A 21,924-nucleotide genomic window follows, 5' to 3' on the forward strand; every position below is an offset into this window, starting at 1 on the left:
TGGTGGCGGCGATCAGCGTCACCCAGCGGTTCTCGACGGCCGGCAGCAGGGAGTCCTGCTGGGCCTTGCTGAAGCGGTGGATCTCGTCGAGGAACAGCACGGTCTCGCGCTGGTAGCCGCCGGACTGGCGCTTGGCGCTCTCGATGACCGCGCGGACCTCCTTGACGCCGGCGGTGATCGCCGAGAGCTCCACGAAGCGCTTGTTGGTGGCCTTGCTCACCACGTAGGCCAGGGTGGTCTTGCCGGTGCCGGGCGGGCCCCACAGGATCACCGAGGAGGAGCCGGCCGGGCCGCTCGCACCCTCCCCCACCAGCCGCCGCAGCGGCGAGCCGGGACGCAGCAGGTGCTGCTGGCCCACCACCTCGTCGAGGACGCGCGGCCGCATCCGGACCGCGAGCGGGCTGCTGCTGGGGTCCCGCTCCCGGCGCTCCTCGGCCGCGGCGGTGAACAGGTCTGGCTCCACGTCATGAAGCCTAGGACACCGGTCGGACACTCCCGCCCGCGGCGGACGCGCCGACGCCCGGCCGCAGTCGCGGCCGGGCGTGCTGACAGGGGTGGCAGGGGTCGCTGCGGGCGCTCCCGCGGGTCAGATGACGGTCTTCCAGTAGTACCAGAAGTGCGTGAGGATCAGCAGCGCGATCACGCCGTACCACAGCACCGGCACCACCCAGTGGAACTCCAGCACCGTGCCGCGGACCTTGGCGGGCACCTTGATCAGGCCGTGCTTGATGTTGTGCACGGTGGTGTACCAGAAGATCAGGATGGTGACGATCCAGGCCAGGCAGCACCACAGGCAGATCGCGTTGATGTGGTAGATCGTCTGGTACTGCAGCCAGCTGATGAAGCCGACACCGAACAGGCCGCCGGCCTGCAGGCCGTACCAGAACCACGGCTTGTAGCGGGCGCCGGCGAACATGCCCATCGCCAGGCAGATGACCACGCCGTAGGCGACCAGGCCGATGATCGGGTTCTGGAAGCCGAAGGCGTGCGCCTGCGAACTCTCCATGACGTCGCCGCAGGAGATGATCGGGTTCAGGCTGCAGGAGAAGTGGGTCTGCTTGCCCTCGATCTTGTCCTGGAGCAGGACGAACTTGTCGTTGGTGATCACGAACGAGGCCCACAGGCCGAGAACGCCGCAGATCAGCAGCAGCCAGGTGAGCGGCTTGCCCGCCGCGATCCCCTCCCGCGCCGGCTCTTCGCGATCGCCGTCCGTACGGTGCTCGTCAAGAGCGGAAGTCGTCATGGTCGCCGATTCTCCAGGTCCGTGGGGCGGGCACACTTCATTGTGCACGAGGTCGGTCAGGACGGGGTAAGCCCTGACCGACCTCTACACGGACGGGCGGTTTAAACCAGCCGCTCCTTGACGGTGGCCACGATCTCGCCGAGGACGACCGGGCCCTGCTCGCCGGACTCCAGGTCCTTGAGCTGCACCACTCCCTCGGCCAGGTCCCGCTCCCCCGCGACCAGTGCGAAACGGGCACCGGAGCGGTTGGCCGACTTCATCGCGTTCTTCATGCCCTTGCCGCCGAACGCCATGTCCGCCGCCACACCGGCCCTGCGCAGCTCGGTGACCACGGTGAACAGCGTCCGCCTGGCCTCCTCGCCGAGCGGCACCGCGTACACCGACGTCGCCGCGGGCAGGTCGAGCTCCACGCCCTCGGCCCGCAGGGCCAGCACCGTGCGGTCCACGCCCAGTGCCCATCCGACGGACGGCAGCGACGGGCCGCCGATCATCTCCGACAGGCCGTCGTAGCGGCCGCCGCCGCCGACCGCGGACTGCGAGCCGAGCCCGTCGTGCACGAACTCGAAGGTGGTGCGGGTGTAGTAGTCCAGCCCGCGGACCAGCTTCGGGTCGTTCTCGAAGGCCACGCCGGCCTCGGTCAGCAGCTCGCGCACCTGCTCGTGGTAGGCCTTGCACCCCTCGCACAGGTGGTCGGCGATCAGCGGCACCCCGGTGAGCTGGCGCTGCACCGACTCGCGCTTGTCGTCCAGCACGCGGAGCGGGTTGATCTCGATCCGCCGGCGGGTGTCCTCGTCCAGGTCGAGACCGCGCAGGAAGTCCTGCAGTGCGGCCCGGTAGGCCGGGCGGCACTCGCCGTCGCCGAGGGAGTTGAGCAGCAGCCGGAAGTCGCGCAGGCCCAGCGAGCGGTACGCGTCCACCGCCAGGATGATCAGCTCGGCGTCGAGCAGCGGGTCCTCGGCGCCGATCGCCTCGGCGCCGACCTGCGAGAAGTGCCGGTAACGGCCGGCCTGCGGGCGCTCGTAGCGGTAGTAGGAGCCGGAGTACCAGAGCTTGACCGGCAGGTTCCCGGTCTTGTGCAGGTTGGCCTGAAGGGCCGCGCGCAGCACCGAGGCGGTGCCCTCGGGGCGCAGCGCGAGCTGCGTGCCGCCCTTGGTGGTGAGGGTGAACATCTCCTTGGTCACGATGTCGGTGGACTCCCCGACACCGCGCGAGAACAGCTCGACGTTCTCGAAACCGGGGGTCTCGACATAGCCGTAGCCCGCGCGGCGCGCGGGTGCGGCGATCGCCTCGCGCACCGCGAGGTAGAGCGCGGAGTCGGGAGGCAGCAGATCGTAGGTGCCCTTGGGGGCCTGGAACGTGCTCACAGCGGCAGTCGTCACAATCCTCGTCGTGGAGCCGGTTCGCCGGCTCCTGCGGCGCCGGCCGCCTCGCCCAGGTAGGGGTTGGCGGCGCGCTCGCGGCCGATGGTCGTCTGGGGGCCGTGGCCGGACAGCACCACGGTCGAGTCGTCGAGCGGCAGGCACACACGGGCCAGCGACTCGATCAGCTCGGCCGTGGAACCGCCGGGCAGGTCGGTGCGTCCGACGGAGCCGGCGAAGAGCAGGTCGCCCGAGAAGAGCACCGGGGGGATGGAGTCCCCCGGGGCCACCGGCAGCCTGAACGTCACCGACCCCCTGGTATGGCCGGGCGCGTGGGCGACGGTGAACTCCAGACCGGCCAGCCGCAGCTCCGCGCCGTCCGTCAGCTCCCGGAGGTCGTCGGGCTCGCCGACGGTCAGCTCGCCGAGCAGCTGCGCGCCGAACGCGCGGCCCAGGGCCTTCTCCGGGTCGCCGAGCATGTACCGGTCCTCGGGATGTATCCAGGCCGGGACGTCGTGGGCTCCGCACACCGGGACGACCGAGGCGACGTGGTCGATGTGGCCGTGGGTGAGGACGACGGCGACGGGCTTGAGTCGGTGTTTGGCGAGCGTGTCCTCGACGCCCTGGGTCGCGAGGTGACCCGGGTCGATGATCACGCACTCCTCGCCTGCGGCGGGGGCGACCACATAACAGTTGGTGCCCCAGGCCCCGGCGGGGAACCCGGCAATGAGCACGTTCGTCCTTCTGTCGTCCGCGACTTTCGCCGCGGTGCCGTCGAGCGTTGGTGTGCCACGAGCCTACCGGCGACGGCGCGGCGGTCGCGAACTCGTATCGTGCCCGCAACGGACCGTGCTCGGACTGGACTGCGGGCGTGCGGGACGCGAAGATCTCGGCACACGCATTCGCGTTCGAGAGCGGTTCGAGAGCGGACGGACGGCAGTGACCCCCGGGACCCCGGGGACACAGCCGTCGCACAGTGAACGCACAGCGTGCCCCCAGGGGTACGGACGGCAACGGACGACAGACGACGGAGACGGCGAAGTGGTCACCAAGGATCAGCGGCGGCGGCAGCTCGCCCGGGAGAAGTTCGAGCGGCAGCAGCTGCGCAGGGTCGAGGCGCGGCGCAAGTCGAAGGTGCGCAACTCCGCGATCGCGGCGGTCGTGGCGGTCGTCGCGGCCTCGCTGATCGGCGCGTACGCGGCCGGCGCCTTCGACGGCAGCAGCAAGAAGAACGACGCCGCCGCCAAGGCGAGCGCCACCCCGTCGGCGACCGCCGCCACCACCGCGCCCGCCAAGGGCCCGGACCCGTGCGCGAAGCCGGCCGCGGGCAAGGCCGGTACGCAGCAGTGGAAGACCGAGCCGGCGCAGACCGTCGACAAGGCCGCGCACTACACCTTCACCCTGCAGACCACCTGCGGCAGCATCCCGATCGCGCTGAACGCGGCGAAGGCCCCGGAGACCACGAACTCCTTCAACTTCCTCGCCGGCAAGGGCTTCTTCGACCACACCAAGTGCCACCGCCTGACCACCGCGGGCATCTACGTGCTGCAGTGCGGCGACCCGACGGGCAGCGGCAGCGGCGGCCCCGGCTACACCATCGGCGACGAGAACCTGGACGCCTTCGGCAAGGCCGGCGCGACCGGTTCGGTGACGTACAAGGCGGGCACCGTCGCGATGGCCAACACCGGCCAGAAGCACACCGGTGGCAGCCAGTTCTTCCTCGTCTACAAGGACAGCCCGCTGCCGCCGAGCTACACCCCGTTCGGCACGATCGACTCCTCGGGCATGGCGGTGCTGAACAAGATCGCCAAGGCCGGCGAGTCGACCGGCCAGGGCGACGGCGCGCCGAACGCGACCGTCGTGATCAACAAGGCGACCGTCACCAAGTCCTGACCGTGCGCGCCGGTGCGGGTCCTGGTCAGGACCCGCACCGGTCCGCCGCCGAGACCTGATCGGTATCTGAATCGCGATTGGGCCGTCTTCGGATGCGGACAGCGGGGGCGCCGGTCGCCTATGTTGGCGTTGAACCGGTCAGGGCGTGCGGCCCGACCGGCTGGAAACTGTGGACGATGCCCGCCGGGCACGAATCGGCGGGGCATCACGTGAGGGAGGCGCTGTGAGCAGCGACCCGTGGGGCCGCGTCGACGAGACGGGGACCGTGTACGTGCGAACGGCCGACGGGGAGAAGGAGGTCGGTTCGTGGCAGGCGGGCTCCCCCGAGGAGGCGCTGGCCTACTTCGAGCGCAAGTACGAGGGGCTCGTCGTCGAGATCGGCCTCCTCGAACGCCGGGTACGGACCACCGATCTCGCCCCCAAGGACGCCCTGACCGCGATCGAGCACCTGCGCACCTCGGTGACCGAGGCGCACGCGGTGGGCGACCTGTCGGCCCTGGCCGAGCGGCTGGACGCCCTGACCGCGCTGGTGGACAGCCGGCGCGAGGAGCGCAAGGCGGCGAAGGTCAAGCAGAACGAGGAGGCCAGGACCTCCAAGGAGCAGCTGGTCGCCGAGGCCGAGCAGCTCGCGGAGAGCGAGCAGTGGCGCACCGCGGGTGAGCGGCTGCGCGCCCTGGTCGACACGTGGAAGGGCCTGCCGCGGCTCGACCGCAAGACCGACGACGAGCTGTGGCACCGCTTCAGCCACGCCCGTTCGGTGTTCTCCAAGCGCCGCAAGGCGCACTTCGCGTCGCTGGACGCGCAGCGCGAGGACGCAAGGCGCACCAAGGAGAAGCTGGTCGCCGAGGCGCAGTCGCTGTCCGACTCGACCGACTGGGGCCCGACGGCGGCCCGTTACCGCGAGCTGATGGCGGACTGGAAGGCCGCGGGCCGCGCCCAGCGCGAGGCCGAAGAGGACCTGTGGAACCGTTTCCGCGGTGCGCAGGACGTCTTCTTCGCCGCCCGGTCCGACGTGTTCGCGGAGCGCGACGGCGAGCAGCGCGACAACCTGGCCGCCAAGGAGGAACTGGTCGCCGAGGCGGAGAAGCTGCTGCCGGTGACCGACCTCAAGTCCGCCCGGGCGGCGTTCCGTTCGATCAACGAGCGGTGGGAGGCCATCGGTCACGTGCCGCGGGACGCCCGGCCGCGGATCGAGGGCCGGATGCACACGGTCGAACGCGCGCTGCAGGAGTCCGAGGAGACCGAGTGGCGGCGGACCAACCCCGAGGTGCGGGCCAGGGCCGAGGGCCTGACCGGCCAGCTCCAGGCGGCCGTTGACAAGCTGCGCGGCCAGATCGAGACCGCGCGCGCGGCGGGCAACACGGCGAAGGCGGACAAGCTGCAGTCCGAACTCGACGGTCGCCAGGCGCTGTTGGACGCGGCTCTGAAGGGCATGGGCGAGTTCCGCTAAGGCGCGGAAACGCGAGAGCCGGCCTCCGGGATTCCCGGAGGCCGGCTCTCGCGTTTCCGGCGCGCCGTCCTATCGCTGGCGGCCCGAGGTGACGCGGTAGACGTCGTAGACGCCCTCGACGCCGCGGACGGCCTTCAGCACGTGGCCGAGGTGCTTGGGGTCGCCCATCTCGAAGGTGAAGCGCGAGGTGGCCACCCGGTCGCGGGACGTCTGCACCGCCGCCGACAGGATGTTGACGTGCTGGTCGGACAGCACCCGCGTGACGTCCGACAGCAGCCGCGACCGGTCGAGCGCCTCGACCTGGATGGCGACGAGGAACACCGACGACTGCGTGGGCGCCCATTCGACGTCGATGATCCGCTCGGGCTGCTGCGACAGCGACTCGACGTTGACGCAGTCGGCGCGGTGCACCGAGACGCCGTTGCCGCGGGTGACGAAGCCGATGATCGGGTCGCCCGGCACCGGCGTGCAGCAGCGGGACAGCTTCACCCACACGTCGCTGGTGCCCTTGACGATGACGCCCGGGTCGGCGTTCGCCCGCCGCTTGGTGCGGCCCTGCGTCGGGGTGGTGATCTCCGCGATGTCCTCGGTGGCACCCTCCTCGCCGCCGAGCGCGTCCACCAGCTTCTGCACCACCGACTGCGCGGTGATGTGCCCCTCGCCGATCGCCGCGTACAGCGCGGAGATGTCGGGGTAGCGCATCTCGTGCGCCAGGGTGACCAGGGAGTCTCCGGTCAGCACCCGCTGGATGGGCAGGTTCTGCTTGCGCATCGCCCGGGCGATGGCCTCCTTGCCCTGCTCGACCGCCTCCTCGCGGCGCTCCTTGGAGAACCAGGCGCGGATCTTGTTGCGGGCGCGCGGGGACTTGACGAAGCCCAGCCAGTCGCGCGAGGGCCCGGCGCCGGCCGCCTTGGACGTGAACACCTCGACGGTGTCGCCGTTGTCCAGCGTGGACTCCAGCGGCACCAGGCGGCCGTTGACGCGCGCCCCTATGGTGCGGTGGCCGACCTCGGTGTGCACCGCGTACGCGAAGTCCACGGGGGTGGCGCCGGCCGGCAGCGCTATCACGTCGCCCTTCGGCGTGAAGACGAAGACCTCGTTCTGCGACAGGTCGAAGCGCAGGGACTCCAGGAACTCGCCCGGGTCCTCGGTCTCCTTCTGCCAGTCCAGCAGCTGCCGCAGCCACGCCATGTCGTTGACCGCGTCGTCCTTCTTGTCCGAACGCGGGCTGTCGGTGCGGACCTTGGAGGCGCCGGCCACCGCCTCCTGCTTGTACTTCCAGTGCGCGGCGATGCCGTACTCGGCGCGGCGGTGCATGTCGAAGGTGCGGATCTGGAGTTCGACGGGCTTGCCGCTGGGACCGATCACCGTGGTGTGCAGCGACTGGTACATGTTGAACTTCGGCATCGCGATGTAGTCCTTGAACCGGCCGGGGACCGGGTTCCATCGCGCGTGGATGGTGCCGAGCGCGGCGTAGCAGTCCCGGACGGTGTCGACCAGCACGCGGATGCCCACCAGGTCGTAGATCTCCGCGAAGTCCCGGCCGCGGACGATCATCTTCTGGTAGACGCTGTAGTAGTGCTTCGGCCGGCCGGTGACGGTGGCCTTGATCCGGGCGGCGCGCAGGTCCTGCTGCACCTGGTCGGTGACGACCGCGAGGTACTCGTCGCGCTTGGGGGCGCGCTCGGCCACCAGGCGGACGATCTCGTCGTACATCTTCGGGTAGAGGATCGCGAAGGCGAGGTCCTCCAGCTCCCACTTGATGGTGTTCATGCCCAGCCGGTGCGCCAGCGGGGCGTAGATCTCCAGGGTCTCGCGGGCCTTCTTCTCCTGCTTCTCGCGCTTGAGGTAGCGCATGGTCCGCATGTTGTGCAGCCGGTCGGCGAGCTTGATCACCAGCACCCGGGGGTCCTTGGCCATCGCCACGACCATCTTGCGGACCGTCTCGGCCTGCGCGGCCTCGCCGAACTTGACCTTGTCCAGCTTGGTGACGCCGTCGACGAGCAGGGCCACCTGGTCGCCGAAGTCGCGGCGGAGCTGCTCCAGGCCGTACTCGGTGTCCTCGACGGTGTCGTGCAGCAGCCCGGCCATCAGCGTCGCCGGGTCCATGCCCAGCTCGGCGAGGATGGTGGTGACCGCCAGCGGGTGCGTGATGTACGGGTCGCCGCTCTTGCGCTTCTGGCCGCGGTGCCAGCGCTCGGCGACCTGGTAGGCCCGCTCGATCTGCCGCAGCTGCGCGCTGTCGCCCTTGGGGTCGTTGCCCCGCACGACCCGCAGCAGCGGCTCGAGCACGGGGTTGTACGGGCTGGAGCGCTGCACGCCCAGCCGGGCCAGGCGGGCCCGCACGCGGCTCGACGACGCTCCCGGGCGCGTGGGCGCGACGCTGCCGGGCGTCCGGACCGGCCGGACGGCGGGTGGCGCGGGCGCTGGGCTGTCGGTGTGCTCGACGGCGCTGCCTGATGCGGGGGAACCCGACCCGTCGGTGGCGGGCTCCGGCCCGCCTGCGGCGCCGAGTGGCTGGGCCTGGTCTGGCAAGTGCACTCCTCACGCGGGGGTGGGAGTACCCATGGTATCGAGCCGCGGCGCGAGCCGGGCGCCCGCGGGGCCACGGCGGGGCCGGACGGGCCCGTGGAGGGCTCCGTACCGGCGCGGACGCCGCGCGGGGCCCGTCCGGGGCCGTGACGGCCGTCCGGGGGCCCCGGCGGCCTCAGGCGGCCTCAGGCGGCTTCAGGAGCGCCCGGGAGGGCCTCAGGACGAGCCCGGCCCCCGACACGTCCCGCGGGGGTCTCCGGACCGCCGCCGGGGTCCCCACGGCGGCCGAGGGGGGTTCTCCGGCGCTGCCCGCGCCCCGGGGTCCCGGCGGTGCGGGCGACTCAGACGGCGATGAGGGCGTCCAGCGGGGCGCCGTCGAGCGCCGCTGCGAGCCGCTCGCGGCCGCCCAGGAAGCCGAGCTCCAGCAGCACGGTCACGCCCACCACGGTGGCGCCGGTGCGCCGGATCAGCTCCAGGGAAGCCTCGGCGGTGCCGCCGGTGGCCAGCACGTCGTCGATGATCAGCACCCGGTCGCCGGGCGCGAAGGCGTCGGTCTGCAGCTCGATCGCCGCGGTGCCGTACTCCAGGTCGTAGCTCTGGCCGAGGGTGTCCCCGGGCAGCTTGCCGGCCTTGCGGACCGGCACGAAGCCCAGGTGGGCGCGGGCGGCGGCGGGCGCGGCGAGGATGAAGCCACGTGCCTCCAGGCCCACGACCTTGGTCGCCGCGTGCCGGGTGCACAGCGCGGCCAGCGCGTCGACCAGCGCGTTGAACGCGACGGGGTCGGCCAGCAGCGGGGTGATGTCCTTGAACACCACGCCCGGCTTGGGGTGGTCCTGCACGTCGCGGATGCGGGAGAGCAGGAGGGCGCGCAGCTCGGCGGAGGAGGCTTCCGTCGTGGTCATGGTGCTTCTTTCGGAACGGGGGTCGGAGCTTCGAGCGTAGGGACGGCGGCGCCGTCGGGTGCGGCGCCCGGCAGGGGCGCGCACACAAAGGCCCGCCGCCGCCCGGCTGGTTCAGCCGGGCGGCGGCGGGCGGGGAGTCAGCGGCGCTTGCCCGAGGGGCGGTTGCGGCTGCCGCGGCTGCCGCGTCCGGGCGGCTGGTTGCGTGCCGGACGGGTGCCGGCGGCGGCACCCTGGGTGCGCTGGCCGACGACGCCGGCGGCCGCCGTGGCGCCGTCCTCCGGCTCGTCGCCGTCGATTCCGTCGGCGTCGTCGATGACGGCGTCCTCCGGCTCACCCTGCTCGCCCTTGGCCGCGTCGGCGGCGCGCTTGGCCAGCACCCGCTTGCGCAGCGCCTTCATCCGCGGCTCGCGCTCCTTGAACTCCGCCACGATCGGGGTGGCGATGAAGATCGAGGAGTAGGCGCCGGCGGTGAGGCCGACGAACAGGGCGAGCGCGATGTCGTTCAGCATGCCGGCGCCGAGGATGCCGCCACCGATGAACAGCAGCGCGGCGACCGGCAGCAGGGCGACGACCGTGGTGTTGATCGACCGCACCAGGGTGCTGTTGAGGCTGCGGTTGGCCACGTCGCTGTACGTGAACTTGCTCTGCTTGGTGATGTCCTTGCTGGCTTCCTTCAGACCGTCGAAGACGACGACGGTGTCGTAGAGGGAGTAGCCGAGGATCGTCAGCAGACCGATCACCGTGCCGGGCGTGACCTCGAAGCCCACCAGGGCGTAGACGCCGACGGTGATCGTGAGGTCGTGGAGCAGCGCGACGAGGGCCGCGACCGCCATGCGCCACTCGAAGGCGATCGCGAGGTAGACGACCACCAGCACCAGGAAGATGATCAGGCCCTCGAAGGCCTTCTGGGAGATCTCCTTGCCCCAGCTGGGGCCGACGATCTCCGCGTCGATCTTGTCCTTGGGCATGTTCAGCGACTGGGCGATCTGCTGCTGCGACTGCTTCGACGCGTCCGTGGACAGGCCGCTGACCTGGATGCGCACGCCGCCGTTGCCGAGCTTCTGCACCGTCGCGTCGTGGCCGCCGGTGTCCCCGGAGATCTTGTTCTGCACGTCGGAGACGGACATCGTCGTCTTCGGGGTGTTGAAGACGGCGCCGCCGGAGAACTCGATGCCCTCCTTGAGGCCGTTCACGGCCAGGCCGACGATGGCCACGATCGTGATCAGGATCGAGATCCCGTACCAGATCTTGCGCTTGCCGACGAAGTCGTAACTGACCTCGCCCCGGTGCAGCTTGTGCCCGAGGGTGCCGAGCTTGGACATCAGGCTTCCTTCGTCTCGGAGGGCTTGCGGCGGACACTGCGCAGGGGTGCTCGACGCACTCCGAGGCTCTCGGGGTTCAGGCCGGACCACTTGTGGCCCTTCGCGAAGAACGGCCGGGTCGCCAGGATCGTCATCAGCGGCTTGGTGAACAGGAACACCACCGCCACGTCGAGGAGCGTGGTGAGCCCCAGCGTGAACGCGAAGCCCTGGACCTTGCCGACCGAGACCACGAACAGCACTGCGGCGGCCAGGAAGGACACGAAGTCGGACACCAGGATGGTGCGACGGGCGCGCGGCCAGCCGCGGGCGACCGCGGGCTGCAGGGACCGGCCGTCGCGCAACTCGTCCCTGATCCGTTCGAAGAACACGATGAACGAGTCGGCGGTGATACCGATGGCCACGATGGCACCGCAGACGGCCGGCAGGTTGAGCGCGAAGCCGATCGCCGAACCGAGCAGGCACATCAGCGTGTAGGTCAGGACGGCGGAGACCAGGAGGCTCGCGAGGGCGACCAGGCTCAGACCGCGGTAGTACGCGACCAGGTAGAGCACGACCAGCGCGAGGCCGACGGCGCCGGCGATCAGGCCGCCGCGCAGCTGCTCACCGCCGAGGGCGGCGGAGACGGTGGTCTTGTCCTGGATGTCGAAGGCCAGCGGGAGCGAGCCGTACTTCAGGACGTTCGCCAGGTCCTCGGCGGACTGCTGGGTGAAGCTGCCGGAGATCTGGGCGCTGCCGCCGGTGAGGGCCTGGGAGACGGACGGGGCGGACTGCACGTCGCCGTCCAGGTCGATGGCGAACTGGTTGTTCGGCGTCTGCTGGCTGGCCAGCTGGCCGGTCACCGAGGTGAACTGCTTGGACCCGGACCCGTCGAAGGTCAGGTTGACGACCCAGCCGTTGCCCTGCTGGGTGTCGAAGGCCGCGTTGGCGCTGGTGACGCGCTTGCCGTCGATGAGGGACGGGCCGAGCGCGTACTTGATCCACTGGCCGCCGGACTGGCCGCAGGCGACGACCTTCTCGCCGGCCTTGTTGTTCTCGACCGCGGTCGCGCGCTGGTTGGGGTCGGTGCAGTCCAGCTTCTCAAGCTTGGCCTGCAGGTCGGCCGGGATGCTGGTGTCGGCGGCCGCCGTGCTGCCGGTCGTACCGGTCGCCGGAGCGGTGGGGACCGGCGCCGTCGGGGACGGCGTCGGGGCCTTGTCCGTACCGGACTTCAGCGCGTCGGTGACGGCGCGGCCCTGCGGGCTGGCGCTGTTCGACGGCGTCGCGGTCGACTTCGAGGTCGCGGTGGACTTCGGCGTCGCGGTGGACTTGGGGGTGGCGCTGCCCGAAGGCGTAGGCGTCGCGCTCCCGGAGGGGGCGGGCGTGGGCTTCGTCGGCGTGCCCGGAAGCTGGGCCAGGACCTGGCGGAAGTACAGCTGGGCGGTCGTGCCCACCTGCTTCTCGGCCTGGTCGGCGTTGGTGCCCTTGGGGATGTTGACGATGATGTTCTTCGAGCCCTGGGTCTGGACCTCGGCCTCGGAGACACCCAGGCCGTTGACACGGCGGTTGATGATGTCGACCGCCGTGTTCATGTTGGCCTTGTTGACCGCGCTCCCCTGGTTGGCCTTGGCCTGCAGGGTGATGCTGACACCGCCGGCGAGGTCGATGCCCAGGCGCGGCGTCCTCTGGCCGGAAAGGAAGATTCCCCCGGTCAGTGCCACCAGGGCGATGAGGATCACGGCCAGGGCGCGCCCGGGGTACCCCTGGCTCCCCGAGGACCTGCGGCCCTTCTTGGCTGCTGCCACCTTCTTGATTCTCCCTGTCCTACCGCCCCGGGCCTGAGCCCCGCTGGGGCGGCCACGAGTGTTGTGAAGCCGGACCCTTGCTGAGGCTACTTGGCGTCGCGCGCGGCGCTGCCGTTCTGCTCCGGAGCGGCGTCGGCGGGGGCCTCGGACTTGCTCAGGTCGATCGGCGCGTCCTCGGCCTCGACCTTCGCGTCCTCGGTGCCGGCCTTCGCCTCGTCGGCGTCGTCGGCGCCGTCCCCCGCGGTGAGCGTGTCGTCACCGTCGTGCTCGACGCCCTCGGGCTCGATGCCGTGCACGATCCGGTTGAACTCGTCCTCGCCGAGCACCACGGCAATGGCGTTCTTGGCGAAGTGCACGTGGACGCCGTCCGTGAGTTCGAGAAGCACCGTCTCGTCGTTGACCTCCTTCACCACGGCGTACATGCCGCCGATGGTGCGGACGCCGGTGCCGGGCTCCATCTTGCTGCGCATCTCCGAAGCCTGACGCTGCTTGTTCTTCGCGGACCGCGACATCATGAACATGACGCCGACGATCAGGATCAGGGGGAGGAGGATTCCGATGTTCACGGTCTGGACATTCCTTCGCGCGGCCACGTGGGGATGGCCTGGATTTCGGGGGTGGATGCCAATCCGGAGGAAGGGCGTCGGCGGAGTCTAAGGGCTGGCTCGCCGCTGGAACAACGCCAAGCATGGCACTGCAGTTCCTGACAGCAAGACTCTCACGGAGCTCAAGGCCCGAAAAGACCGTCCTGTCCGGTTCCCGGGTGATCTGTCCCACTCCCCCCGGCGGCCAGCGGCGCCCCTTGGGGCGCGACCAGCCCGAGATGCGACCAGGCGGCGGGGGTCGCGATCCGGCCACGCGGCGTGCGGGCCAGCAGCCCCTCGCGGACGAGGAACGGCTCGGCGACCTCCTCGACGGTCTCGCGCTCCTCGCCGACCGCGACCGCGAGCGTCGACAGACCCACCGGTCCGCCGCCGAAGAGCGTCAGCAGGGCGCGCAGCACCGCGAGGTCCAGCCGGTCCAGACCCCGCTCGTCGACCTCGTAGACCTCCAGGGCGCGGGCGGCCACCTCGCGGGTGACCCTGCCGTCCGCCTCGACCTGCGCGTAGTCCCGCACACGGCGCAGCAGGCGGTTGGCGATGCGCGGGGTGCCGCGGGAGCGCCCGGCGATCTCCGAGGCGCCCTCGGCGGTCACCTCCACGTCCAGCAGCGCGGCGGAGCGGTGGATCACCCGCCCGAGCTCGGCGGGGGCGTAGAACTCCATGTGGCCGGTGAAGCCGAAGCGGTCGCGCAGCGGCGGCGGCAGCAGGCCGGCCCGGGTGGTGGCGCCGACCAGGGTGAAGGCCGGCAGCTCCAGCGGGATGGCGGTGGCCCCCGGGCCCTTGCCGACGATCACGTCGACCCGGAAGTCCTCCATGGCCATGTAGAGCATCTCCTCGGCCGGGCGCGACATCCGGTGGATCTCGTCCAGGAACAGCACCTCGCCCTCCTGCAGCGAGGACAGGATGGCCGCGAGGTCGCCGGCGTGCTGGATGGCGGGGCCCGAGGTGATGCGGATGGGGACGCCCATCTCCGCCGCGATGATCATCGACAGGGTGGTCTTGCCGAGCCCCGGTGCGCCGGAGAGCAGCACGTGGTCGGCGGTGCCGCCGCGCTTGCGGGCGGCCTGCAGCACCAGCCCGAGCTGCTGCCTGACCCGCTCCTGGCCGACGAACTCCGTGAGGTCCTTCGGCCGCAGCGCCGCGTCGACCGCCTGGTCCTCGCGGTCGGCGGCGGAGCCGACCAGTCGCTCGGGCGTCTCGGCGGTGGCGTCGTCCCAGTTCATCAGTGGTCTCTCGGGTCCGGGAGGGGCAGTGGGTCGTGGGGGTGAGGGGTCCGGGGGTGAAGGGCCGGGGTGAACGGGTCCGAGGACCCGCGGGTCCGGAGCGGGAGGCGTCGGCGGGTCAGCGGGTCCGGTTGAGGGTCTGCAGGGCGGCACGCAGCAGCGCGCCGACGTCGGGCCGGTCGGCGGCCTCGGCCTGCGGGGCGACGGCCGCCACCGCGTCGTCGGCCTCCCGGGCGGCGTAGCCCAGGCCCAGCAGCGCGCCGTGCAGCTGGTCCCGCCAGGAGGCCGGGGCGGCGGCCGCGGCCTGCCGGACCGCGGTGCCGACGGGGGCACCGAGCCGGTCCTTGAGTTCGAGCAGCAGGCGCTGGGCACCCTTCTTCCCGATGCCCGGCACGGCGGTCAGCGCCTTCTCGTCGCCGGCGGCCACCGCGGCCCGCAGCGCGTCCGGCGCGTGCACCGCGAGCATCGTCTGGGCCAGCCGCGGGCCGACGCCGCTGACGGTCTGCAGCAGCTCGAAGACCTGCCGCTCGTCGTCGTCGGCGAAGCCGTAGAGGGTCAGCGAGTCCTCGCGGACCACGAGCGACGTGGCCAGCCGGGCGGGCTGGCCGATCCGCAGCGCGGCCAGCGTGTTCGGGGCGCACTGGACGGCCATGCCCACCCCGCCGACCTCGATGACGGCGGTGTCGGGGGCGAGGGCGGCGACCTGGCCGCTGACGAAGGCGATCACCTGGCGGGCTCCTGGGTTCGTACGGCGCGGTGCTGGGCGACGGCCTGCTGGAGGCGGCCGGCGGCGGCACCGCGCCAGATGTGGCAGATGGCCAGCGCGAGCGCATCGGCGGCGTCCGCGGGTTTGGGCGGGGCGTCGAGCCGCAGCAGCCGGGTGACCATCTGGCCGACCTGGGCCTTGTCGGCGCGGCCGCTGCCGGTGACGGCGGCCTTGACCTCGCTGGGGGTGTGCAGGTGGACCGGCAGGCCGCGCCGGGCCGCGCACAGGATGGCGACCGCGCTGGCCTGCGCGGTGCCCATGACGGTGCGGACGTTGTGCTGGCTGAAGACGCGCTCGACGGCGACCGCGTCGGGCCGGTGCTCGTCCAGCCACTCCTCCAGGCCGCGCTCGATCAGCACCAGCCGGTCGCCGATGGGCGCGTCGGCGGGGGTGCGGATCACGCCGACACCGGCCATCGTCAGCGGCCGGCCGGCGGTGCCGGCGACCACGCCCACCCCGCACCGGGTCAGCCCCGGGTCCACGCCGAGAACGCGCACGCCACCCCTCCCTCCGGACCGCTGCCGGCCCTGCTCCGCCCTGTTCCCGCAGGCTATCGGTTGGCACCGACAAACGAGCGAGGGACCGGCGGGGAGTGTCCCCGCCGGCCCCTCGTCCGTCGCTCATCCGTCGTCCGGTCCCGTGGACGTGCCCCGGAAAGGTGACGCCGGGCGGCGTCAGGCGTCGACCTTCTCCATGACCTCGTCGGAGACGTCGAAGTTGGCGAAGACGTTCTGCACGTCGTCGCTGTCCTCCAGCGCGTCGATCAGCTTGAAGATCTTCCGCGCCCCGTCCTCGTCCAGCTCCACCTGCATGGTGGGCAGGAAGTTGGCGTCGGCGGAGTCGTAGTCGATGCCGGCCTCCTGCAGGGCCTTGCGGACCGGCACCAGGTCGGTGGCCTCGCTGATCACCTCGTAGGCCTCGCCGAGGTCGTTGACCTCCTCCGCGCCCACGTCGAGGACCGCGCCGAGGACGTCGTCCTCGGACAGCTCGCCCTTGGGGACGATCACCACGCCCTTGCGGTTGAACAGGTACGACACCGAGCCCGGGTCGGCCATCGAGCCGCCGTTGCGGGTCATCGCGACCCGCACGTCGGACGCAGCGCGGTTGCGGTTGTCGGTGAGGCACTCGATCAGGACGGCCACGCCGTTGGGGCCGTAGCCCTCGTACATGATCGTCTGGTAGTCGGCGCCGCCGGCCTCCGCGCCGGAGCCGCGCTTCACCGCGCTGTCGATGTTCTTGTTCGGGACCGACTGCTTCTTGGCCTTCTGGATGGCGTCGAAGAGCGTGGGGTTGCCGTCCGGGTCAGCGCCACCGGTACGGGCCGCGACCTCGATGTTCTTGATCAGCTTCGCGAAGAGCTTGCCGCGCTTGGCATCGATCACGGCCTTCTTGTGCTTCGTCGTCGCCCATTTAGAGTGGCCGGACATCCGACTGTCTCCTTCGCGTCACCGATATCTGTTCTACGTCGCGCGCTCGATCCTACCGGTGCGGGATCAGCTCCCGGTGCGCACTGTGTGCACGAAGAGTTCATGGACCCGGTGGTCGCCGGTCAGCTCGGGATGGAACGACGTGGCCATCACCCGGCCCTGCCGCACCGCGACGATGTGGCCGCGGTGCTCGGCGAGGACCTCCACCCCGGCCCCGACCGACTCCACCCAGGGCGCGCGGATGAAGACGCCCTCGACCGGGCCGCCGGGCACGCCCGTCACGTCGACCAGCGCTTCGAAGGACTCGTTCTGCCGCCCGAAGGCGTTGCGCCGCACGATCATGTCGATGCCGCCGAAGGTCTCCTGCCCGCTGCGGGGGTCGAGGATCTTGTCGGCGAGCATGATCAGCCCGGCGCACGTGCCGTAGACCGGCAGGCCGTCGCGGACGGCCGCGCGCAGCGGCTCCATCAGGCCGAACTGGACGGCCAGCTTGGAGATGGTGGTGGACTCGCCGCCGGGTATGACCAGGCCGTCGACCGCGGCCAGGTCGGCGGCGCGCCGGACCGGCACGGCCGCGGCGTCCGCCGCGGCCAGTGCCGCCATGTGCTCCCGCACGTCGCCCTGGAGCGCCAGGACGCCGATGACCGGCGAACCGGGGGTGCCTGGAGCCGTGGGAGTGCCGGGAGCGGTGGGGGTGCCGGGGGTGCTGCTCATCGCGCGGGTTACCAGCCCCGGTTGGCGTAGCGCTCGGACTCGGGCAGCACGTCGCAGTTGATGCCGACCATGGCCTCGCCCAGGTTGCGGGACGCCTCCGCGATCTCCTTCGGGTCGTCGAAGAAGGTGGTGGCGCGGACGATGGCGGCGGCGCGCTTGGCCGGGTCGCCGGACTTGAAGATGCCGGAGCCGACGAACACGCCCTCGGCGCCCAGCTGCCGCATCAGCGCGGCGTCGGCGGGGGTGGCCACGCCGCCGGCGGAGAACAGCACGACGGGCAGCTTGCCCAGCTCGGCGACCTCGCGGACCAGCTCGTAGGGGGCGCGCAGCTCCTTGGCGGCGGCGTACAGCTCGTGGTTGTCCAGGCCCTTGAGGCGGGCGATCTCGCCCTTGATCTGGCGCATGTGGCGGACCGCCTCGACGACGTTGCCGGTGCCGGCCTCGCCCTTGGAGCGGATCATCGCGGCGCCCTCGGCGATCCGGCGCAGTGCCTCACCGAGGTTGGTGGCGCCGCACACGAAGGGGGTGGTGAACGACCACTTGTCGGAGTGGTTGACCTCGTCCGCGGGGGTCAGCACCTCGGACTCGTCGATGTAGTCGACGCCGAGCGCCTGCAGCACCTGGGCCTCGACGAAGTGGCCGATGCGGGACTTGGCCATCACCGGGATGGAGACCGCGCCGATGATGCCCTCGATCATGTCCGGGTCGGACATCCGGGCCACGCCGCCGTCCTTGCGGATGTCGGCCGGAACCCGCTCCAGGGCCATGACGGCCACGGCGCCCGCGTCCTCGGCGATCTTCGCCTGCTCCGGGGTGACGACATCCATGATCACGCCGCCCTTGAGCTGCTCGGCCATGCCGCGCTTGACGCGCGCGGTGCCGGTCTCGGGGGTGGCGGGGGCGGGTGTGGTGGACACGGTGACCTCACTCCTGACGAAAGGACGGATTCGACCATGGTGATGCCAGGGTCTGTCCTTATCGTCCGGCGCGGCCACCGGGGCCGGAAAGGGCCAATTCCGGGCCAGTGGCTCCCCGTCCGGCCCGGTGGCCCTTCCCGCGCCGCGAGGCCCCGGTCCGCCCGGCTCAGCGGACCGCGGTGGCCCCGCCGTCGCTGGTCAGCGTGACCGGCGGCTCGTCGTCCATCTCGAAGGCCAGCGGGAACGGGGCGTGCCCGGCGAGGCGCAGCCACCGCACCACGCGGTGCTCGCGCACCAGGCGGGCCGCGCGCACCGCGTCGTTGTGGAAGCGCCGGGCCATCGGCACCCGCCGTGCCGCCTGGGCGAGTTCGCCCAGCGCGGCGGTGCCGCCGGGTGCCTCGCGCACCGCGTCGACGGTCTCCGGCTCGGCGAAGACCGCGCGCAGCGCCTGGCTCAACTCGCTCTCGGCCACCTCGCGCTGCTCGGGGTCGGCCTGCCGGGCGGCGTGCGCGGACTCGTACAGCACGATGGAGGCCGCCGGGTCGAGCAGGCCCGCGGTCGCCAGTTCCTGGGCGACGGAGGCGCGCCGCAGCAGTTGCGCGTCGAGGGCGGCCCGGGCGGCGTCGATCCGCGCGTGCAGCCGGTCGAGCCGCCCCGCGGTCCAGCTCAGGTAGAGCCCGACGGCCACGACGGCCACCGCGACCCAGATGATGGTGGTGGTCACGGGCGGTAAGGCTACCGGCGCGGCCAGGAGGTGCGGTCGGAGCGGTCGCCCGCGTCGTCCCGGCCGAGGCCGAACCGTGCCCGCAGCCGGGTGCGTTCGTCGGTCGCGACGTGCGCGGCGCCGTCGGCGACGGTCTCGTACACGGCGAGGATGTCGCTGCCGACCACCGACCAGTCGAAGCGGCGCACGTGCGCGGAGGCCCGGGTGCGCAGTTCCTCGCGCCGCGCCGGGTCGCCGAGCAGCCGTACCGCGGCGGCGGCCAGCGCGTCGGCGTCCTCGTTGGCGAACAGCTCGCCGGCCGCGCCCTGGTCGAGGACCTGCGCGAAGGCGTCGAGGTCGCTGGCGAGCACCGGCGCGCCGGCCGACATGGCCTCCACCAGGATGATGCCGAAGGACTCGCCGCCGGTGTTGGGCGCCACGTACAGGTCGACGCTGCGCAGCAGCCGGGCCTTGTCCTCGTCGCTGACCATGCCGAGGAACTCCACGCGGTCGCGCATCTCCCGCGGCAGTTCCTGCACGGCCTCCTCGGCGTCGCCGCGGCCGGCGACCAGCAGCCGGGTGCCGGGCCGCTCGGCGAGGATCCTGGGCAGCGCCCTGATCAGCACCGGCAGGCCCTTCCGGGGCTCGTCGATCCGGCCGATGAAGCCGATGGTGCCGGACTGCCACTCCGGCTCGGGCTCGGCGCGGGCGAAGAAGTCGACGTCGACGCCGTTGGGGATGACGACCGCGTCCCCGCCGAGGTGCTCGACCAGCGTCCGCCGGGCGTACTCGCTCACCGCGATCCGGGCGCGGATCTTCTCCAGCGCCGGCTGCAGGATCGGGTAGGCGGCGATCATCGCCCTCGACCGGGGGTTGGAGGTGTGGAAGGTGGCCACGATCGGGCCCTGCGCCGCCCAGCAGGCCAGCAGGCCCAGCGACGGCGAGGCGGGCTCGTGGATGTGGATGACGTCGAAGTTGCCCTCGTGCAGCCAGCGCCGCACGCGCGCGGCCGACAGGAAGCCGAAGTTGAGCCGGGCCACGGACCCGTTGTACGGCACCGGCACCGCGCGTCCGGCGGACACGACGTAGGGAGGCAGCGGCGTCTCGTCGTCCGCGGGCGCCAGCACCGACAGTTCGTGGCCGAGCCCGATGAGGTGTTCGGCCAGGTCGCGGATGTGGAACTGGACGCCTCCGGGGACGTCCCAGGAGTACGGGCAGACGATCCCGATCCTCACGCCTGCTCCGTTCCGGAGCCGTCGGGTCCGGGCCGCGGGGGCAGGTCGGCGAGCCACAGCCGTTGCAGCATGTGCCAGTCCTCGGGGTGGTCGGCGATGCCCGAGGCGTACGCGTCGGCCAGCGCCTGCGTCATGACGCCGGTGCGGTAGGCCCGGTCGCCCTCGGCCGGCACGTCGATCGGCGGGTGCACCCGGCCCTGCATGACCGGCGACTCGTCGTACCAGAGCGTCACCGGCAGCAGGAGGGCGCCGGTCTGCTGGGCGAGGATCGCGGGCCCGGCCGGCATCCGGGTCTTCTCACCGAAGAAGTCGACCTCGACGCCGCTGGCGGACAGGTCGCGGTCGGCGACCAGGCACACCAGGCCACCGGCCCGCAGCCGCCTGGCCAGCGTGCCGAACGCGGAGCCTCCGGTGTGCGGCAGCACCTCCATGCCCAGGCCCTCGCGGTAGGCGACGAAACGGTCGTAGAGGGTCTCGGGCTTCAGCCGCTCGGCGACCGTCGTGAACGGCGTCTCCAGCTTGGTGGTGACCCAGGCGCCGGCCAGGTCGTAGTTGCCCATGTGCGGCAGCGCGAGGATGACGCCGCCGCCGGCGGCCAGGCCGCCGGTCAGGTAGTGCACGTCCTGCGGGTCGAAGCCGCCGCGGATGCGGTCCTTGCTCCAGGCCGGCAGCCGGAAGGACTCCATCCAGTAGCGCAGGTAGGACCGCATGCCGGCGCGGGACAGCTCCCGCAGCCGCTGCTCGTCGGCGCCGGGCACGACGCGTGACAGGTTCGCCTCCAGCCGCAGCACGCCCTTGCCACGCTGCCGCCAGGCCACGTCGGCGATGCTCCGGCCGAGGGCCTTCGCGGCGGGCTCGGGCAGCGTCTTGACCGCGCTCCAGCCCAGGCCGTACAGCCCGTCGACGAGGCGTTCCTTCACGCGCCGCTCCCCTGGTCGGCCAGCTGCGCGGCGTCCGCCTCCGCGGCCTCGCGCCGGACCGTGACCACACGCTGTATCAGCGTGATGAGGCTGCCGACGGCCACCACCCACAGGGCGATCGGCAGCAGCCACTGGATGCCGGGCACGCCGAACGTGCGGTGGAAGCCGGACAGGCCGCAGAGCACCAGGGTGATCACCAGGCGCTCGGACCGCTCGACCAGCCCGTTGACGTTCACCGGCAGCCCGATGGCCTCGCCGCGCGCCTTGGTGTAGGACACCACCTGACCGCTGGCCAGGCAGAAGATCGTCACGGCGCACAGCGTGAGGTTGTCGCCGTCGCCGGCGTACCACATGGCCAGGCCGCCGAAGACCGCGCCGTCGGCGACGCGGTCGAGGGTGGAGTCGAGGAACGCGCCCCAGCGGCTGGAGCGGCCCATCTGGCGGGCCATGTTGCCGTCGACCAGGTCGGAGAAGACGAAGAGTGTGATCACGACCGTGCCCCAGAAGAACTGCCCCATGGGGTAGAAGATCAGCGCGCCGGCCACCACGCCCGCCGTGCCGACGAGTGTCACGGTGTCCGGAGTCACCCCCTTGCGCAGGAGAAATGCGGCGAACGGCGTGAGGACACGCGTGAAGAACGCACGCGCGTACTTGTTCAGCATGGCCTTCCCGACAGGTGTGAGGAGTGCGGCGGAGGCCCTCGCGGCCACCGGATGGCCCATCGTAGCCAGCCCCGGGACACCGAACGTGTGTGGTACCTCCCCGCGCGCCCCGGCGCCGGCCGCTCGCCGCGCCGTGCCGCGACGCCGAGAGCCCCCGCCGCACCGTGACCGGGCCGGACGTCCGACGTATGGACGGCAGGTGACACCCGTGGGAAGGTCGAATTACCGCGGGCGTCGTCGAGACCGCCTGTGTGCCGGTGCGGTCATTCGTGGC

General features: G+C 71.8%; 21 protein-coding genes. 2 read left to right on the forward strand and 19 right to left on the reverse strand.

What is annotated here, in order from left to right:
- From BMW99_RS24060 to BMW99_RS24075, 4 genes are all read right to left on the reverse strand, one after another.
- Positions 1-463, reverse strand: a 463-nt coding sequence (locus BMW99_RS24060) for an AAA family ATPase (protein WP_143080559.1), incomplete at its 3' end; no start/stop codon positions are given.
- A 123-nt stretch (positions 464-586) separates the two neighbouring features.
- Complete coding sequence (locus tag BMW99_RS24065; RefSeq protein ID WP_069462231.1) at positions 587-1,243, reverse strand: vitamin K epoxide reductase family protein; 657 nt, start codon at positions 1,241-1,243, stop codon at positions 587-589.
- 101 nt (positions 1,244-1,344) lie between these two features.
- Entirely contained in the window at positions 1,345-2,607 is a 1,263-nt protein-coding gene (gene hisS, locus BMW99_RS24070) for a histidine--tRNA ligase (RefSeq protein ID WP_069462230.1), read from the reverse strand.
- Between the two features lie 11 nt (positions 2,608-2,618).
- Complete coding sequence (locus BMW99_RS24075; protein ID WP_069462229.1) at positions 2,619-3,335, reverse strand: MBL fold metallo-hydrolase; 717 nt, start codon at positions 3,333-3,335, stop codon at positions 2,619-2,621.
- A 307-nt stretch (positions 3,336-3,642) separates the two neighbouring features.
- On the opposite strand from BMW99_RS24075, the gene BMW99_RS24080 reads away from it, so the two are divergent.
- Positions 3,643-4,494, forward strand: coding sequence for a peptidylprolyl isomerase (locus BMW99_RS24080; RefSeq protein ID WP_069462228.1), 852 nt, complete (start codon positions 3,643-3,645; stop codon positions 4,492-4,494).
- 223 nt (positions 4,495-4,717) lie between these two features.
- A complete protein-coding gene (locus BMW99_RS24085; protein WP_069462227.1) occupies positions 4,718-5,944 on the forward strand; it encodes a DUF349 domain-containing protein in 1,227 nt (408 codons plus the stop codon).
- A 69-nt stretch (positions 5,945-6,013) separates the two neighbouring features.
- Here the strand turns inward: BMW99_RS24085 and BMW99_RS24090 are convergent, their stop codons facing one another.
- From BMW99_RS24090 to pgsA, 15 genes are all read right to left on the reverse strand, one after another.
- On the reverse strand, positions 6,014-8,479 hold the full coding sequence (locus tag BMW99_RS24090; protein ID WP_075017522.1) for a RelA/SpoT family protein: 2,466 nt from the start codon (positions 8,477-8,479) through the stop codon (positions 6,014-6,016).
- A gap of 338 nt (positions 8,480-8,817) precedes the next feature.
- Complete coding sequence (locus BMW99_RS24095) at positions 8,818-9,378, reverse strand: adenine phosphoribosyltransferase (RefSeq protein WP_075017523.1); 561 nt, start codon at positions 9,376-9,378, stop codon at positions 8,818-8,820.
- 137 nt (positions 9,379-9,515) lie between these two features.
- Positions 9,516-10,700, reverse strand: coding sequence for a protein translocase subunit SecF (gene secF, locus BMW99_RS24100; protein WP_075017524.1), 1,185 nt, complete (start codon positions 10,698-10,700; stop codon positions 9,516-9,518).
- Positions 10,700-12,481, reverse strand: a complete 1,782-nt coding sequence (secD, locus tag BMW99_RS24105) for a protein translocase subunit SecD (protein ID WP_069467141.1) — start codon at positions 12,479-12,481, stop codon at positions 10,700-10,702. Before secD ends, secF begins: the two co-directional genes overlap by 1 nt.
- Before the next feature lie 86 nt (positions 12,482-12,567).
- A complete protein-coding gene (gene yajC, locus BMW99_RS24110) occupies positions 12,568-13,047 on the reverse strand; it encodes a preprotein translocase subunit YajC (RefSeq protein WP_069467142.1) in 480 nt (159 codons plus the stop codon).
- Between the two features lie 161 nt (positions 13,048-13,208).
- Positions 13,209-14,306, reverse strand: a complete 1,098-nt coding sequence (gene ruvB / locus BMW99_RS24115; protein WP_075017525.1) for a Holliday junction branch migration DNA helicase RuvB — start codon at positions 14,304-14,306, stop codon at positions 13,209-13,211.
- 118 nt (positions 14,307-14,424) lie between these two features.
- A complete protein-coding gene (ruvA, locus tag BMW99_RS24120) occupies positions 14,425-15,033 on the reverse strand; it encodes a Holliday junction branch migration protein RuvA (RefSeq protein ID WP_075017526.1) in 609 nt (202 codons plus the stop codon).
- Positions 15,030-15,569, reverse strand: coding sequence for a crossover junction endodeoxyribonuclease RuvC (ruvC, locus tag BMW99_RS24125; protein ID WP_069467605.1), 540 nt, complete (start codon positions 15,567-15,569; stop codon positions 15,030-15,032). Before ruvC ends, ruvA begins: the two co-directional genes overlap by 4 nt.
- 177 nt (positions 15,570-15,746) lie before the next feature.
- On the reverse strand, positions 15,747-16,499 hold the full coding sequence (locus tag BMW99_RS24130; RefSeq protein WP_069467606.1) for a YebC/PmpR family DNA-binding transcriptional regulator: 753 nt from the start codon (positions 16,497-16,499) through the stop codon (positions 15,747-15,749).
- Positions 16,500-16,565: 66 nt separating this feature from the next.
- On the reverse strand, positions 16,566-17,213 hold the full coding sequence (gene pdxT / locus BMW99_RS24135; protein ID WP_075017527.1) for a pyridoxal 5'-phosphate synthase glutaminase subunit PdxT: 648 nt from the start codon (positions 17,211-17,213) through the stop codon (positions 16,566-16,568).
- 8 nt (positions 17,214-17,221) lie between these two features.
- Positions 17,222-18,130 carry a pyridoxal 5'-phosphate synthase lyase subunit PdxS gene (gene pdxS / locus BMW99_RS24140; RefSeq protein ID WP_069462493.1) on the reverse strand — a complete coding sequence of 303 codons (909 nt, stop codon included), beginning with the start codon at positions 18,128-18,130 and terminating at the stop codon, positions 17,222-17,224.
- A gap of 166 nt (positions 18,131-18,296) precedes the next feature.
- On the reverse strand, positions 18,297-18,854 hold the full coding sequence (locus BMW99_RS24145) for a LemA family protein (RefSeq protein ID WP_069462494.1): 558 nt from the start codon (positions 18,852-18,854) through the stop codon (positions 18,297-18,299).
- An 11-nt stretch (positions 18,855-18,865) separates the two neighbouring features.
- Entirely contained in the window at positions 18,866-20,068 is a 1,203-nt protein-coding gene (locus tag BMW99_RS24150) for a glycosyltransferase family 4 protein (protein ID WP_069462495.1), read from the reverse strand.
- The gene (locus BMW99_RS24155; protein ID WP_069462496.1) at positions 20,065-20,988 is read right to left on the reverse strand and encodes a phosphatidylinositol mannoside acyltransferase; all 924 of its coding nucleotides are present in this window, start codon (positions 20,986-20,988) and stop codon (positions 20,065-20,067) included. The genes BMW99_RS24150 and BMW99_RS24155 overlap by 4 nt, the downstream gene beginning before the upstream one ends.
- Positions 20,985-21,710 carry a phosphatidylinositol phosphate synthase gene (pgsA, locus tag BMW99_RS24160; RefSeq protein WP_069462497.1) on the reverse strand — a complete coding sequence of 242 codons (726 nt, stop codon included), beginning with the start codon at positions 21,708-21,710 and terminating at the stop codon, positions 20,985-20,987. Before pgsA ends, BMW99_RS24155 begins: the two co-directional genes overlap by 4 nt.
- Between the last annotated feature and the right edge of the window lie 214 nt (positions 21,711-21,924).

It is taken from the genome of Actinacidiphila rubida, from assembly GCF_900110255.1.
In the GTDB taxonomy this organism is placed as follows: domain Bacteria; phylum Actinomycetota; class Actinomycetes; order Streptomycetales; family Streptomycetaceae; genus Actinacidiphila; species Actinacidiphila rubida.